Annotated in this window: 16 protein-coding genes; 7 read left to right on the forward strand and 9 right to left on the reverse strand. The window is 69.9% G+C overall.

The features are described 5' to 3' along the window. Position 1: 1 nt before the first annotated feature. Positions 2-535, reverse strand: coding sequence for a bacterial proteasome activator family protein (locus KBO27_RS32475; RefSeq protein WP_246538738.1), 534 nt, complete (start codon positions 533-535; stop codon positions 2-4). Between the two features lie 134 nt (positions 536-669). On the opposite strand from KBO27_RS32475, the gene KBO27_RS32480 reads away from it, so the two are divergent. Then, positions 670-1,869: a cysteine desulfurase-like protein gene (locus KBO27_RS32480; RefSeq protein ID WP_210973684.1), complete on the forward strand. Its 1,200-nt coding sequence runs from the start codon at positions 670-672 to the stop codon at positions 1,867-1,869. Between the two features lie 81 nt (positions 1,870-1,950). Here the strand turns inward: KBO27_RS32480 and KBO27_RS32485 are convergent, their stop codons facing one another. Beyond that, positions 1,951-2,928 (reverse strand): NAD(P)H-quinone oxidoreductase, encoded by a 978-nt coding sequence (locus tag KBO27_RS32485; protein WP_210973685.1) that lies wholly within the window; start codon positions 2,926-2,928, stop codon positions 1,951-1,953. A 151-nt stretch (positions 2,929-3,079) separates the two neighbouring features. On the opposite strand from KBO27_RS32485, the gene KBO27_RS32490 reads away from it, so the two are divergent. Further along, on the forward strand, positions 3,080-4,591 hold the full coding sequence (locus tag KBO27_RS32490) for a M28 family metallopeptidase (RefSeq protein WP_210973686.1): 1,512 nt from the start codon (positions 3,080-3,082) through the stop codon (positions 4,589-4,591). Between the two features lie 39 nt (positions 4,592-4,630). Here the strand turns inward: KBO27_RS32490 and KBO27_RS32495 are convergent, their stop codons facing one another. The 3 genes from KBO27_RS32495 to KBO27_RS32505 all read right to left on the reverse strand — a co-directional run bounded on the left by KBO27_RS32495 (position 4,631) and on the right by KBO27_RS32505 (position 6,566). Next, entirely contained in the window at positions 4,631-5,278 is a 648-nt protein-coding gene (locus KBO27_RS32495) for a dihydrofolate reductase family protein (protein WP_210973687.1), read from the reverse strand. A 132-nt stretch (positions 5,279-5,410) separates the two neighbouring features. Beyond that, positions 5,411-6,016 (reverse strand): hypothetical protein, encoded by a 606-nt coding sequence (locus tag KBO27_RS32500; RefSeq protein WP_210973688.1) that lies wholly within the window; start codon positions 6,014-6,016, stop codon positions 5,411-5,413. A 151-nt stretch (positions 6,017-6,167) separates the two neighbouring features. Then, on the reverse strand, positions 6,168-6,566 hold the full coding sequence (locus KBO27_RS32505; RefSeq protein ID WP_210973689.1) for a hypothetical protein: 399 nt from the start codon (positions 6,564-6,566) through the stop codon (positions 6,168-6,170). A gap of 223 nt (positions 6,567-6,789) precedes the next feature. Here KBO27_RS32505 and KBO27_RS32510 point away from each other — a divergent pair, with 223 nt between their 5' ends. Next, positions 6,790-7,401, forward strand: a complete 612-nt coding sequence (locus KBO27_RS32510; protein ID WP_210973690.1) for a TetR/AcrR family transcriptional regulator — start codon at positions 6,790-6,792, stop codon at positions 7,399-7,401. Between the two features lie 46 nt (positions 7,402-7,447). Here the strand turns inward: KBO27_RS32510 and KBO27_RS32515 are convergent, their stop codons facing one another. The 3 genes from KBO27_RS32515 to KBO27_RS32525 form a co-directional block, all read right to left on the reverse strand. Further along, the gene (locus KBO27_RS32515) at positions 7,448-7,636 is read right to left on the reverse strand and encodes a hypothetical protein (RefSeq protein WP_210973691.1); all 189 of its coding nucleotides are present in this window, start codon (positions 7,634-7,636) and stop codon (positions 7,448-7,450) included. An 81-nt stretch (positions 7,637-7,717) separates the two neighbouring features. Beyond that, positions 7,718-7,936, reverse strand: coding sequence for a helix-turn-helix domain-containing protein (locus tag KBO27_RS32520; protein WP_210973692.1), 219 nt, complete (start codon positions 7,934-7,936; stop codon positions 7,718-7,720). Between the two features lie 51 nt (positions 7,937-7,987). Beyond that, positions 7,988-8,875 carry an LLM class F420-dependent oxidoreductase gene (locus tag KBO27_RS32525; RefSeq protein ID WP_210973693.1) on the reverse strand — a complete coding sequence of 296 codons (888 nt, stop codon included), beginning with the start codon at positions 8,873-8,875 and terminating at the stop codon, positions 7,988-7,990. Positions 8,876-8,981: 106 nt separating this feature from the next. Here KBO27_RS32525 and KBO27_RS32530 point away from each other — a divergent pair, with 106 nt between their 5' ends. From KBO27_RS32530 to KBO27_RS32545, 4 genes are all read left to right on the forward strand, one after another. After that, complete coding sequence (locus tag KBO27_RS32530; RefSeq protein ID WP_210973694.1) at positions 8,982-9,755, forward strand: sporulation protein; 774 nt, start codon at positions 8,982-8,984, stop codon at positions 9,753-9,755. Between the two features lie 146 nt (positions 9,756-9,901). After that, positions 9,902-11,068, forward strand: coding sequence for a metallophosphoesterase family protein (locus tag KBO27_RS32535; protein ID WP_307870744.1), 1,167 nt, complete (start codon positions 9,902-9,904; stop codon positions 11,066-11,068). A 137-nt stretch (positions 11,069-11,205) separates the two neighbouring features. Next, complete coding sequence (locus tag KBO27_RS32540; protein ID WP_210973695.1) at positions 11,206-11,850, forward strand: helix-turn-helix domain-containing protein; 645 nt, start codon at positions 11,206-11,208, stop codon at positions 11,848-11,850. A 62-nt stretch (positions 11,851-11,912) separates the two neighbouring features. Continuing rightward, on the forward strand, positions 11,913-12,755 hold the full coding sequence (locus tag KBO27_RS32545; protein WP_210973696.1) for a GNAT family N-acetyltransferase: 843 nt from the start codon (positions 11,913-11,915) through the stop codon (positions 12,753-12,755). 10 nt (positions 12,756-12,765) lie between these two features. Here the strand turns inward: KBO27_RS32545 and KBO27_RS32550 are convergent, their stop codons facing one another. Beyond that, a complete protein-coding gene (locus KBO27_RS32550) occupies positions 12,766-13,158 on the reverse strand; it encodes a YunG family protein (protein ID WP_210973697.1) in 393 nt (130 codons plus the stop codon). Between the last annotated feature and the right edge of the window lie 312 nt (positions 13,159-13,470).

A 13,470-nucleotide genomic window follows, 5' to 3' on the forward strand; every position in this document is an offset into this window, starting at 1 on the left:
GCTACAGGTACTGCCCGGTGCCCTTGGTCGGGCCCATGTCCGGTTCGCCGGAACCTGCCGGCAGACCTCGGCGCATCTGCTCCAGCTGGGCCCGTGCGGCCATCTGCTGGGCGAAGAGCGCGGTCTGCAGGCCGTGGAACAGCCCCTCCAGCCAGCCGACCAGCTGGGCCTGGGCGATCCGCAGCTCGGCGTCCGAGGGCGTGGTCTCCTGCGCGAACGGCAGCGACAGCCGCTCCAGCTCCTCGATGAGCTCCGGTGCCAGGCCCTGCTCCAGCTCGCGGATGGAGGACTGGTGGATCTCCTTGAGCCTGCTGCGGCTGGCCTCGTCCAGGGGTGCCTGGCGGACCTCCTCCAGCAGCTGCTTGATCATGGTGCCGATGCGCATCACCTTGGCCGGCTGCTCCACCAGGCCGTTGATGTCCTCGCCGTGCTCCTGGCCGTCTTCGCCGGCTTCGGTCGCGCCGGCACCCACGGGGTTGCCGTCCTCGCCCACCACGAACACCTGCGGACGCTCTTGTTCGTTCATGGCTGCCATGGTTCCAGTGTGCCGCGAGGTCGTGGCACGGGTCGTGCCGACTCGCCCGCAGCGCTGGGGCGACGGCTCGTGAGTGATGCAGTATCGGCCACCCTGGACGCCGCCGAGCTCGGCGTTTCAGTAATGTCTGAATCATGGCGTTCGACGTCGCGGCGGTTCGCGGACTCTTCCCGGCGCTCGGCGACGGGTGGGTGCACCTGGACGCCCCGGCAGGCATGCAGGTTCCCGAGCAGGTGGCCACGGCGGCGTCCACCGCCCTGCGGGCCCCGGTTTCCGGTCCTGGCGGGAACTTCCCCGCTTCGCAGCGCGCCGAGGCGATCGTGGAGGCCGCTCGTCGCGCGATCGCGGATCTCGTGGGTGCCAAGCCCTCCGGGGTGGTGCTCGGGCCGAACTCGGCCGTGCTGCTCGGCAGGCTCGCCGACGCCCTGGGCGACGGCTGGATGATCGGCGACGACGTCGTCGTCTCCCGGCTGGACTCGCCCGACAACGTCGACCCGTGGCAGCGCGCCGCCCAGCGCTCCGGGTCCACCGTGCGCTGGGCCGAGATCGACATCGAGACCTGCGAGCTGCCGACCTGGCAGTACGGCGACCTGGTCACGCCGCGCACGAAGGTCGTGGCGATCACGGCGGCTTCGGGCGCGGTCGGTACCCGCCCGGACATCCGCCCGGCCGCGGAGGCCGCTGACGAGCACGACGCGCTGCTGGTCGTCGACGCCTCCTCCGCCGCGCCGTTCGTCCCGCTGGACATCACCGAGATGGGCGCCGACGTGGTCGCCGTCAACGCTTCGGCGTGGGGCGGACCGCAGGTGGGCGCCCTGGCCTTCCGAGACCCGGCGATGCTCGACCACCTGCCGTCGGTGTCGCTGGACCACAGCGCCCGGGGGCCGGAGCGCCTGGAGATGGGGCCGCACGCGCTGCCGCTGCTCGCGGGCCTGGTCGCGTCCGTGGACTACCTCGCCGGTCTCGACGACGCGGCCATCGGGCCGCGCCGGGAACGGCTGCTGACCTCGTTGCGCGCGGTGAAGTCCTACCAGGCGGGTCTGCTGACCAACCTGACCAACGGGCTGCGCAAGCTGCCCGAGGTGATGCTCATCGGCGACGCCATGCGCCGGATCCCGTCGGTGGCCTTCACCGTCAACGGCGTCAAGGCCGCCGACGCCGTGTCGCACCTGGCAGACCAGGGCATCTGCGCCTTCGCCGACCCGGGCACCCACGGCGTCTTCGCGGCCCTGGGCGCGGCGGAGGTCGGCGGAGCCATCCGGGTCGGCCTGGCGCACTACACGAACTCCACCGAGGTCGACCAGCTCGTCCAGGCGGTCGCCGACCTCACCTGACCGGGTGGGGAATTCGAATTTCGCGCGAAATCTGAACGCCGAAGTTCGGGCTCGAATTTCGCGCGAAATTCGAATCCGTCCTCACCGCACCAGGAGGATCTTGCCCCGGACGTCGCCCGATTCGAGGGTGGCGTGGGCGCGGGACGCCTCGGCCATCGGGACCTGCGCGTGCACCGGCATCCGCACCGCGCCGCTCTCGATCAGCGGCCAGAGGCGTTCGCGCACGTCGGTGACGATGCGGGCCTTGCCGTTCGGCCCCTCCACGGGCCGTCCGCGCAGGCCCAGGGCCGACATGCGCAGGCGCTTCATCAGCATCTTGCCCATGTTCAGCTCGGCCTTGGCGCCGCCCTGCATCCCGATCACCGCCAGGAACCCGTCCACGGCCAGCGCGGAGAGGTTCCGGTCCAGGTAGGACGCGCCCATGTTGTCGAGGATGACGTTCGCCCCGCCGAGACCCTTGACGACCTCGACGAAGTCCTCGTCGCGGTAGGAGATCACCGGATCGGCGCCCAGTTCCGCGCAGAGCGCGCGGCTCTCGGCCGATCCCGCGGTCGCCGCGACCCGCGCGCCCAGCGCCTTGGCGATCTGGATCGCGCAGGTCCCGATGCCGCCCGCGCCGCCGTGCACCAGGAACAGGTGCCCTTCGCGCAGGCCGGCCTCCATGACCACGTTCGACCAGACGGTGCAGGCGACCTCGGGGATCCCGGCCGCCTCCACCAGGTCCACCCCGGCGGGTGTGGGCAGCACCTGCGCCGCCGGGACGGCCACCCGCTCGGCGTAACCGCCGCCGGCCAGCAGCGCGCACACCTCGTCGCCGACGTTCCAGCCGGTCACGCCCTCGCCGACCTCGGCGATCGTGCCGGAACACTCCAGTCCGGGGATCTCGCTTGCGCCCTGGGGCGGTGGGTAGTTGCCTTGGCGCTGAGCGAGGTCGGCGCGGTTGACCGCGCTGGCCACGACGTCGATGACCACCTCACCGGGGCCGGGCTGGGGGTCCGGGTGTTCGGTCCACACCAGAACGTCGGGGTCACCGGGCTCGCGGATTGAAATCCCATGCATGCCCGTGACGGTAGTCAGCCTCGGGCGGCGCGAAAACCGAGAACGCGGGCCGAGTCGGGAAAAACGGGAAAGATTCCCGCTTCTGAACTTCGCCCGGGTTCGCTTGACTGGATCGGACAAACACCCAATCCGCACAAAACGGGGGAGCTCGATGAGTTCGCGAACCATCACACCCAGACGCACGGCCGCTGCTCTGGCCGCCACTTGCGCGGCAGCTCTGGTCGCCATCGCCCCGGCCTCCGCGGCACCGGCCGGTCTCGGCGACCGGATCACCGGTGACGCCGTCAACCGTCACCTGATCGCGTTGCAGCGGATCGCCGACAGCAACGGCGGGAACCGCGCGTCCGGGCTTCCCGGGTACGAGGCGAGCGTGGACCACGTCGCGGGCAAGCTGCGCGGTGCGGGTTTCGACGTGACGACCCCGGAGTTCACCTACGACGCCTACTACCTGGACTCCTTCAGCCTCGCGGTCGCCGGTCAGCCGACCGAGGGCGACGCGCTGGAGTACTCCCCGGCCACCCCGCAGGGCGGGATCACGGCCCCGCTGTCGGTCGCCGCGGTCGACGACACCCCGGGCTGCGAGGCCACCGACTTCCCCGCTGACGTGGCGGGTTCGGTCGTGCTGATCCAGCGCGGCTCCTGCACCTTCGCCGACAAGCAGCGGGTCGCGGCGGATCTCGGCGCCGCGGGCGCGATCATCTACAACAACGTCGACGGTCCGCTCAACGGCACGCTCGGCGACCCCGCGGACGCGCGCATCCCCAGCGCGGGCGTGACCAAGCAGGTCGGCGAGGCCCTGGCCGGGCAGGCGGGCGCCGAGGTGAAGCTCGACGTCCAGTCGCGGCTGGAGACCGTCACCACCCGCAACGTCGTCGCGCAGACCCGCACCGGCCGCCCCGACAACGTCGTGATGGCGGGCGCGCACCTGGACAGCGTCGCCGAAGGGCCGGGCATCAACGACAACGGCAGCGGCAGCGCCGGACTGCTGGAGACCGCGCTGCGCATGGGCGGCAGCCCGCAGACCGAGAACGCGGTGCGCTTCGCCTGGTGGGGCGCGGAGGAGTCGGGCCTGATCGGTTCGACCAAGTACGTGCAGAGCCTGACCTTCGAGCAGCAGCTCGACATCGCGCTGTACCTGAACTTCGACATGATCGGCTCGCCGAACGCCGGCTACTTCGCCTACGACGGTGACGACTCCGACGCCGTCGGCTCGGGCCCCGGCCCGCAGGGTTCGGGTCAGATCGAGAAGGACTTCGTGGCGGCGATGGCCGCGCAGGGAGTCGAGCTGGAGGGCACGGACTTCAACGGCCGCTCCGACTACGGCGAGTTCATCGCCAACGGCATCCCCGCGGGCGGGTTGTTCACCGGCGCCGAAGGGGTCAAGACCGAGGCCCAGGCCGCCAAGTGGGGCGGCACCGCGGGTGCGGCGTACGACCCGAACTACCACCAGGCCGCCGACCACCTCGGCAACATCGACCGCCTCGCCCTGGAGCGCAACGCCAAGGGGCTGGCCAACGTCGTCGAGGCGTACTCGCACAGCACGGAGGCGGTCAACGGCATGCAGACCCGCGAGGAGCGGGCACGCCTGCGCCAGGCGCAGCTGTCGACCTTCGCCGCGCACGCCGAGGGCCGCGCGATCCCGCACGGCCACAACGCGAGCTGACCAAACCCTGAGCGGGGCGCGGCGACGGCCGCGCCCCGCTCAGCGCTTCCAGAAGAAGTGGTGCTCGACGCCGCTCGGGGCGGTGACGCGCTCCAGGTGGTAGCGGTCGGTGAGCTCGTCGGGGCTCTGCCAGAGGCGGATCCCGTCGCCGAACTCGACCGGGACGACGGCGATGTGCATCTCGTCGATGAGGTCGGCGTCGATGAACTCGCGCAGCGTGGTGATGCCGCCGCCGATGCGCACGTCCTTGCCGTCCGCGGCGGCCTTCGCCTTCTCGACGGCCTCCTGCGGCGTCGCGTCGAGGAAGTGGAACGTGGTGTCGGCGAGGGTGAACGAGGGCCGTTCGTGGTGGGTGAGGACGAAGACCGGGGTGTGGAACGGCGGCTGCTCGCCCCACCAGCCCTGCCACTCGTGGTCCTGCCAGGGACCGCGCAGCGGGCCGAACTTGTTGCGCCCCATGATCTCGGCGCCGATGTTGCGGCTGAAGTCGCGCGTGAGGTGGTCCTCGAAGCCCCGGGTGCCTCCGTCGTCCGCGCGGTTCGGCCAGCTGGCGGTGGCACCGGCCCAGGAGAACAGCGCCTCCGGGCTCGCGGCCGTGCCGAACGGCCGCTCGAAGCTCTGGTCGTGGCCTGCTCCGATGCCGTCCCGGGAGACGCTCATGCAGTGAACGCGGACGCGCTGCGCCATGTGGGGGTGTCCTTCCTGCGATCGTTCGACCCGTCGAACCTAGGACGCCCCACCGACGTTGTCTTCTCCGATCTTGCGCAACTCCGCAGCGCACGAGCGGGACGCGGCGACGCCCGCGCCCCGCTCTCCGGGTCAGGAGATGGTCACCTCTGCCGGGAGCTGCAGCGTGCCGCTGAGCGTCGCGCTGGTCGCGCCGTCGCAGAGCAGGCCGCTCTCGTTGATCGGGAACGAGGAGTTGGAGTTGGCGGTCAGCTGATGGGTCCCGTTGTCCCAGCCGTTGGCTGGGACCGAGGCGTTGTCCACGGTGATCGTGCACGCGCCGCTGATGGTCACCGTCGCGCTGGCCTGGCTGATGTCGACGCTGCCGGTGCTGGTCGCGGTGGCCAGCCACTGGCCGGACGGGGTGACGGTGGTGGCCGCCGACGGGGCGAGCGTGTTGGTGCAGTCGGTGATGGTCGGCGCGGCCGGAGCACCGGAGGAATCAACGGTTCCGGCGACGGCCGGGTTGCCGCCGACAGGTGCCTGGACGTTGCCGTTGACCACGTCGCACCTGACCTCGACGCCGGTGTTGGCTCTCATGACCAGCTGCGTTCCGCTCACCAGCGTGATGGGTTCGACGGTGTTCTGCGGGTTCCACTGCACGGCCTGGGCGGTGGCCGCCTGGGCCGCCGCGGCGCCGCCGAGGGAGAACGCGGCGATCATCGCCACTGCTGCGATCTTGCGTCGTCCTGTGCGCATCATGACCTCCTGTCGTGGGGCATGCCTCGCAGCTCCGGCGGCACGTCGGTTCGCGTCGCGGAGCGGTGTTCAGCGGTGGTGAATTCGAGGCTGCGCCTGAGGGAAAATGTATAGAAACACGAGTGTTTCTAAACCGCAATGACAGGTGTGATCACCAGTGGTCGCCGCAGTTCTGATTTGTCGGGAGAAGCGGGGCGAATCGGGTGAGGCGGTGGGCCAATCGGGTGTGGTCGATCGTTTCCCTGCGTAATTCCTCGCGAACGAGGTGGCGGAGTGCCCCGATGACGAATTCGATCTTCGTCTTGTTCTCCGGCTGGTTGTGCACCGCGTTCAACTCGACCAGTGACCTGGTCAGATCGTTCGCGGAGGAACGGACGTAGGCCGATAGCCACGGATGTTCGGTCTCATCGCAGTCACCGAAGTACAGCCGGGCGGCGGCCGGGTTGTCGGCCAACCAGGTGATCAGCGCGGCGACCACCGCGCCGTATCGATCAAGGCAGTTCCGATTCTCCAGGCACGCCTGCTTGCAGGCCGCGTGCCACGCCTCCACCGCATCGGCGAACGACTCAGGCGAATTCGAAATCACGTGCTCACCTTCGTTCCCCCCGAAATGTCTACGCGGGCACGTTAGCGGGCCGGTAAGCTTGATTTGAAGATCTTGCTTCCGGCACACTGATCCATCGACCACGAGCGAGGTAGCACAGGTGGGCGCCAGGGTTCCCCGCGATCAGCGGAAGCTGCCGCCTGGGCGGCACGGAATCCCGTCGGATCAGGTGGCCGACGACCAGCGCGGCCGCATCGTCGACGCCGTGGTGACCGCCGTCGGTCGGCGCGGCTACGCGGACGCGACGGTCGAGGACTTCGTCAGCGGGGCCGGTGTCTCGCGCAAGACCTTCTACCAGCACTTCGCCAACAAGCAGGTCGCGTTCCTCGCCGCGTTCGACGGCGTCGCGGACCGCCTGGTCACGGCCGTGCACACCGCCTACTCGGCGCACGAGGACTACGTCTCCAGCGCGCGCGAGGCGCTGGAGAGCACGCTGCGCGAGCTCGCGGCGGATCCGGACGCGGCCGCGCTGGGCATCGTCGAGGTCTTCGCCGCGGGTCCTGAGGCGCTGCGCCGCCGCGGCGAGATCATCAGCAGCCTCACCGAGGTGATCACCGAGCAGACGCGGAACTTCCCGCAGACCGCGCTGGGGGCGAGCTTCACCGCCGAGACCATCGTCGGGGCGGTCCTCGAAGTCCTCTACAACCGCGTGCAGCGCGGTGAGGCCGAGCAGCTGCCCGAACTGCTGCCCGATCTGCTGTTCTGCGTCGTCGCCCCGTTCATCGGCGAGGAGCGGGCCACCGAGGAGCGCGCCAAGGCGCAGCGCATCGCGACGAGCTAGCTCCGCCCGGCGGAGCGCGCTCGCCGCAGGCCTGGTCGGCGCGCCGTCAGGCGCCGACGACCTCGGCGCTCGCCTGTTCCCCTGCCAGCAACGCCACCCTGTAGTTCGCCAGCGACTTGTTGAGCCGGTCGCGGGCGAGCTTCGCCTGTTCGTCGTCGACCCCGATGCCGAGGTGCGCGCACACGGCGGCGCCGGTGGGCTTGGGCCGGGCCTTCACGTCTTGCGTCTCATCCACGACCCCCATGCTCGCAGCACGGGGCGGCCCGCGTTCCCCGAGCCCTCCGTCGGGAAGCTGAACCCTCGATGACGAGCGGGTTCAGGACTGCACCACCACGCCCATCACTTCGAGGAACCGAAGCGCCAGCGGCTTGGCCGGGACGATCTCCTGCGCCTCGAAGCGCGCCACGTCGGACTCGGGTATTCCGGCCGACGCGGCGAGCTTCGCCTGGTCCCATCCCAGTTCCTGGCGGGTGAGGAGCACCAGGCGGACCAGGTCCTCGGTGTCGTGGGGGTGTTCTTGCTCGGTTCCACTCACGCGCCGACCCTATCGGCGCAAGATCACCGGTCCGTCACCCTGACGCAAGGCTCACAGATCGAGTGCGGGCGCGATCTCCCGCAGCGCGGGCAGCGGGTCCGCGGACGGGTCGTCCCCGAGGACCTGGATGACCACGTGATCCGCCCCCGCGTCCAGGTGCCGCCGCACGTGCTCGGCGATCGTCTTGGCGTCGCCGATCGCCACCAGGGCCTCGGCGAGCTTGTCGGAGCCGCCGACGACGAGATCGGACTCGTCGAAGCCCTGCCGCACCCAGGAGTTCCGGTAGTTCGGCAGCTGCGAGTACATGTGCAGGTGCTCGTGGGCGCGGCGCAGCCCGACCTCGCGGTCGGTGGTCAGCGCGACCGCCTGCTCGCTGACGACCCACTTGTCGGGTCCGAGTAGCTCGCGCGTGCTCGCGGTCTGCTCCGGGGTGATCAGGTACGGGTGCGCGCCGTCGCCCGCCGTGCCGGACAGCTCGATCATCTTCGGGCCGAGCGCGGCCAGCAGCCGGGCCGGTCGGGCGGCACCGGGCTCGACCTTGTCCGAGAGCTCGTCCATGCGCTTGAGGTAGTTGCGCATGGTCGCCAGCGGCTTGGCGTAGGTCCCGGCGTTGCCCTCGACGAGGGGAGCGTGGCTGACGCCGAGCCCGAGCACGAAGCGCCCGGGGTGCAGGGCGGAGAGGGTGCGGGAGCCGGCTTCGGCGGCCGTGGCGTCGCGGGAGTGGATGTTGGCGATGCCGGTGCCGACGACGAGCCGCTCGGTCGCTCCGAGCAGGGCCCCGGCCTGCGTCAGCGACTCCTTGCCGAACGCCTCGCCGTAGAACAGCGAACCGTAGCCGAGCCCTTCCATCTCCTTCGCCCGGGAGCGCACGTCCTGGATGCTCCAGGCATCGCTGGTCCACCACACGCCCACGCGGGACTGGAAATCGATCTGAGTCATGCCCCGACGCTATACCCGCGAGCCCGTTGTCGCGTTCTCGCTGAGAAGTACCTGAACAATGGGGAATTCGGGCCCGCTCGGCGGGTGCGCCCGCAAGACTGGGGGCATGTTCAAGAAGTTATTGGCGGCGGTCGGCGTCGGCGGCGCCGACGTGGAGACCGAGCTGCACACCCCGGGCGTGCAGCCGGGCGGTCAGGTCCACGGGGTCGTGCGGTTGCGCGGCGGCGAGGTCCCGCAGCAACTGGACGGCGTGTCGGTCGAGTTCGCGACCCGCGTGGAGCGCGAGATCAACGACGACGAGGTCGAGTCGGTGCGCGGCTTCGGCCGGCAGCGGGTCGGGGAGGGCGTGGACCTGCAGCCGGGCCAGGTCGTGGAGCTGCCGTTCCAGGTGACGGCCCCGATGGAAACCCCGATCACGTTCTACGCCGGCAGGCACCTGCCTGGCGGTGAGGTCGCGATCCGCACCAGGCTGGAGATCAGCGGCGCGGTCGACGCCACCGACACCGACCCGGTCGGAGTCGGTGCGCTGCCGGCCCAGCACGTCCTGCTGGAGGCGGTGGAACGCCTCGGCTTCCACCTGCACCGGGTCGACTGCGAGGCGGGCCACCTGCGCGGAACCCGCCAGACGCTGCCGTTCTACCAGGAGATCGAGTTCCACGGCTCCCCGAACTACCCGCGCCTGAAGCAGCTCGAAATCACCTTCATCGCAGGCCACGACGGTCTCGACGTGGTGATCGAAGGGGACAAGAAGGCGGGCCTGCTCTCCAGCGGCCGCGACCTCACCAACGTCCTCAACATCGACTACCAGGCGATTCCCCAGGTCGATTGGACGGCCGAGCTGCACAACCACCTCTCGCGCATGGGCAGCGGCTGGCTGTGACCCCGGACGGCCGCGGCCCGGCGGGTCGCGGCCGCTCCGAGAACCGTGCGATCTCGGACATTTCGGCTGTGGTCCCTGCGAGGTTCACCCGGGGATCACGTTGGTGGAACAAGCTTTCGCCGTTCCGACGAGAGGGAGTGAAAAGCGTGTCGAAGTGGGCCGTTTCGGGTGTGGATCGCCGCAGCGTGTTCAAGGCGGGTGGGGTCGGAGCGCTGGCGGTGGCGTTCGGCTCGACCGGGCAGCCGATGGCAGCCGGTGCGGGCGAGACCTCGCTGCGGTTCAACGACAACGGCAAGTTCAAGATCGTCCAGTTCAACGACACCCAGGACGGCCACCGCATCGACCGCCGCACGATCGAACTGATGGAACGGGTGCTCGACAGCGAGGAGCCCGACCTCGTCGTGCTGGTCGGCGACCTCATCAACGGTGACCCGAACACCGAGCTGGAGGCCAAGCAGGCCCTCAACAACATCGTGCAGCCGATGGAGCGGCGCGGTGTGCCGTGGGCCGCGACCTTCGGCAACCACGACGAGGACTCCACCCCGAAGACCGGTTTCGCCGAAGCGGACATGCTGGAGTTCTTCCGCGGCTACCCGAACAACGTCAACGAGCTCGGGCCCGAGGGCGTCACCGGCACCGGGAACATGAACCTGCTGATCAACGACTCCCGAGGCGCCGCACCGGCCTTCAACGTGTGGCTGCTCGACAGCGGCCGCTACGCGCCCGAGCAGATCGCGGGCCAGGACTTCGAGGGATACCCGGACTGGGACTGGCTGCGCGGCGATCAGGTCAACTGGTACCTGGACACCTCCGCCGCCCTGGAGGAGCGCTTCGGTTTCCGGGTGCCCGGCCTGATGTTCCACCACATCTGCCTCTGGGAGCACCGGTTCATGTGGTTCGCCAGCGTGGACGGTCGCACCGAGGCCGATCACGCGCGGGCGGTGAAGAAGCACGGCATCACCGGCGAGCGCAACGAGGACGAGTGCCCGGGACCGTTCAACTCCGGGATGTTCTCGGCGATCCAGCACCGCGGTGACGTCAAGGGCGTGTTCGTCGGGCACGACCACATCAACACCTACCAGGGCGACTACTACGGCGTGCTGCTCGGTTACGGACCCGGCACCGGTTTCGGCACCTACGGCCTCGGCGGGGAGGGCAACCACCGGCTCCGCGGTGCCCGCGTGTTCAACCTCAACGAGACGGGCAAGGACGTGACCGTGGAAACCCACAACGTCTTCGCCGCCGACTACGGCATCGACCTCTCCGACACCGACCAGAGCATGGACCCGCTGCCCATGCCCGAAGGCCGCTGACCGGGGCGGTTTCGGTCCGGACCGGCACAGCGGATCCCGACGAATCCTCACCCGAACCTCCACACGAGAACCGCCGAGGAGCGAGATCACAAGCCGGGGCCTTGTTGTGGAGCGAGTGCTCTATTACGGTGCGGGGCGTGCCTCGACCGCGTGTACACGACCTCGACCAGCTGCTGGACGTCGCCGAACGATTCGTCGTCGACGAGGGGCCGGAACGGCTCACCGTGCGCCAGATCTCCGCGGCGAGCGGTGTTCCCAACGGCGCGATCTACCACGCCTTCGGCTCGCTGGCGGCGCTGCGCGGGCGGATGTGGCTGCGCGCCGCCACCGAGTTCCTGGACCTGCAGGCGGCGCTCATCGATGAAGTCCTCGGCACGTCACCGGCACCCGAGGACGCCGTGAACGCGGTGGTCGTCGCCGCCGATGCCCCGGCGGCGCTGGCGGACCGGCGTCCGGCCGCGGCTCGGATGCTGATGACGGTGCGCAGGGAGCAGCTCCTCGGTCCCGACCTCCCCGAGGAGCTCGCGGACTCGCTGCTCGGGCTCGACCGGAGGCTGGTGTCCGAGGTCCTGCGCCGGTTGAGCACGGCGATGTGGGGACGGCAGGACGGCCCGAGCGTCGAGGTGATCACCACCTGCGTGGTCGACCTGCCGACCGCGCTGCTGCGCCGTCCCCTCCGCCAGGTCGACGCGGACGGCGCGGTGCGGATCCCCGCCGACGTGCGGGAACGCCTCGCGGCAGCCGTGCGCGCGGTCCTCGACCGCGAACCTCCGAGCCGATGAACGACCGCAGGAGCGACGACCCACGCCGCCGCGAGCGGCTCACCCGGACCTGAAAGACGGACATGACCGACGAACCCACGTCCTCGCACTTCCCGCCCGAACTCCTCAGCGGAGCGAAGAAGGTCTCCGCCCCCACCGGCCTGACCGGTCTGCTGTGGACGGACGTGAAATCGCAGCTCCCCACCCCGGCCCGGGAGCACCTGCGCGCCACGTTCCCGTCCGTCGCGGTGCTGGCGTTCACCGCGACCACCGAGCAGTACTGGGAGAACTGGCTCTCCGACGAGAAGCTGGACGAGTTGTCGGGCCTCGTGATCGTGTTCGACTCGGCCGGTCTGCCGGTGGCGTGGGTGGCCAGCAACGACCGGGAGTTCGGCGGACGCAGGTGCTTCTACGCCAACTCCGCCGGCGTCCACCCGGACCACCAGGGCGCGGGCCTGTCCAGCACGATCTGGCGGGCGCTGCTGCGCTCGGCGATCGTCAAGGCCGCACCGCGCAGCCTGCACGCGGTGATGCGCACGGGGAACCCGCTGGTCTACGGCGCGTGGTCATCGGCAACCGGCAGGCCCGACGCCACCTGGCCCGCCCCGGGCCGGACGATCCCGGACCACGTCCAGCGCATCGCGGTGGACGCCGCCACCGACCTCGGACAAGCCGACCGGCTGGACCGCCGCACGTTGGTCATCACCGACGCCTACGACGAAGCCGGGTTGTGGACGCAACGCCCCACGTCCGATCGCACGGGCATCGACGAGTGGTTCGCGTCGATCCTCGGCCCCCGCGACGCCATCGTCCTCGTCGTCAGGTTCAACCCGGCCCGAATCGCCCTCGACGAAGCCCGCCGAAAGATCCGCCGAACCCTCGGCCTCCGCAACGTCCCCTCCCGAACCTCCAGAACCCGAACCTGAACGGCCGTGGCTAGTGCCCGAGGCGTTCTCGAACTCGTCCCCGGAGGGTTTCGTACTCAGCCTCGAAGCGCCCGCTGCCGGTGGGGCGGGGGACGGCTTCTCCGGGACCGACGAGCTCGTTGGCGGCGAACTGCTCTCGGGTCAGGTCCAGTTCCAGCCCGTCGCCGAGCCGGTTCCACCAGTGGTAATCGACCCATTCGCCGTCGCGATGAACCTCTCCCCGCATGAGGACCCCACCGAAGAGATCGTTGAGGACGAGAGCCGTGGTGCCGCACTGACCTCGCGCCGGGTTGTCGAACCGCCAGTCGGGAACGTCTTCCGGAGCACAGGTGTCAGCACCCCACGAAGCCCGAATCGCACGCTCCACCTCGATCAAAGACCTGAAGATCATGCGGTGCAGCATCCCGAAACCCACCGACAGCACAGCCCGGCCGCAACCACCCTCACACCGATCAGCGGTCGACGCCTCGCGAACGTTCTCAGCATCGGCGGGCCGCCGGCATGCGGTCCCGGTTAGCCCTGGTCGACCTTCTGCCAAGCTCTTCGGACCGCTTCGATGGCCTCCGCAGCCGTCAGGTTGAGCCTGGTTGGGCCTGTCTGATTTTTCGTGGGTGAGGCGGTGGTCGGTTTCTAGTTGAGGCTGATCCGGTCGCCGTAGAACATCACGAGGGTGTTCAGGGCCTGTTTCCAGCCGTGCGTTCGCCCGGTGACGTTA

Origin of the sequence: Saccharopolyspora endophytica (genome assembly GCF_018070075.1) — a bacterium.
Classification (GTDB): domain Bacteria; phylum Actinomycetota; class Actinomycetes; order Mycobacteriales; family Pseudonocardiaceae; genus Saccharopolyspora; species Saccharopolyspora endophytica.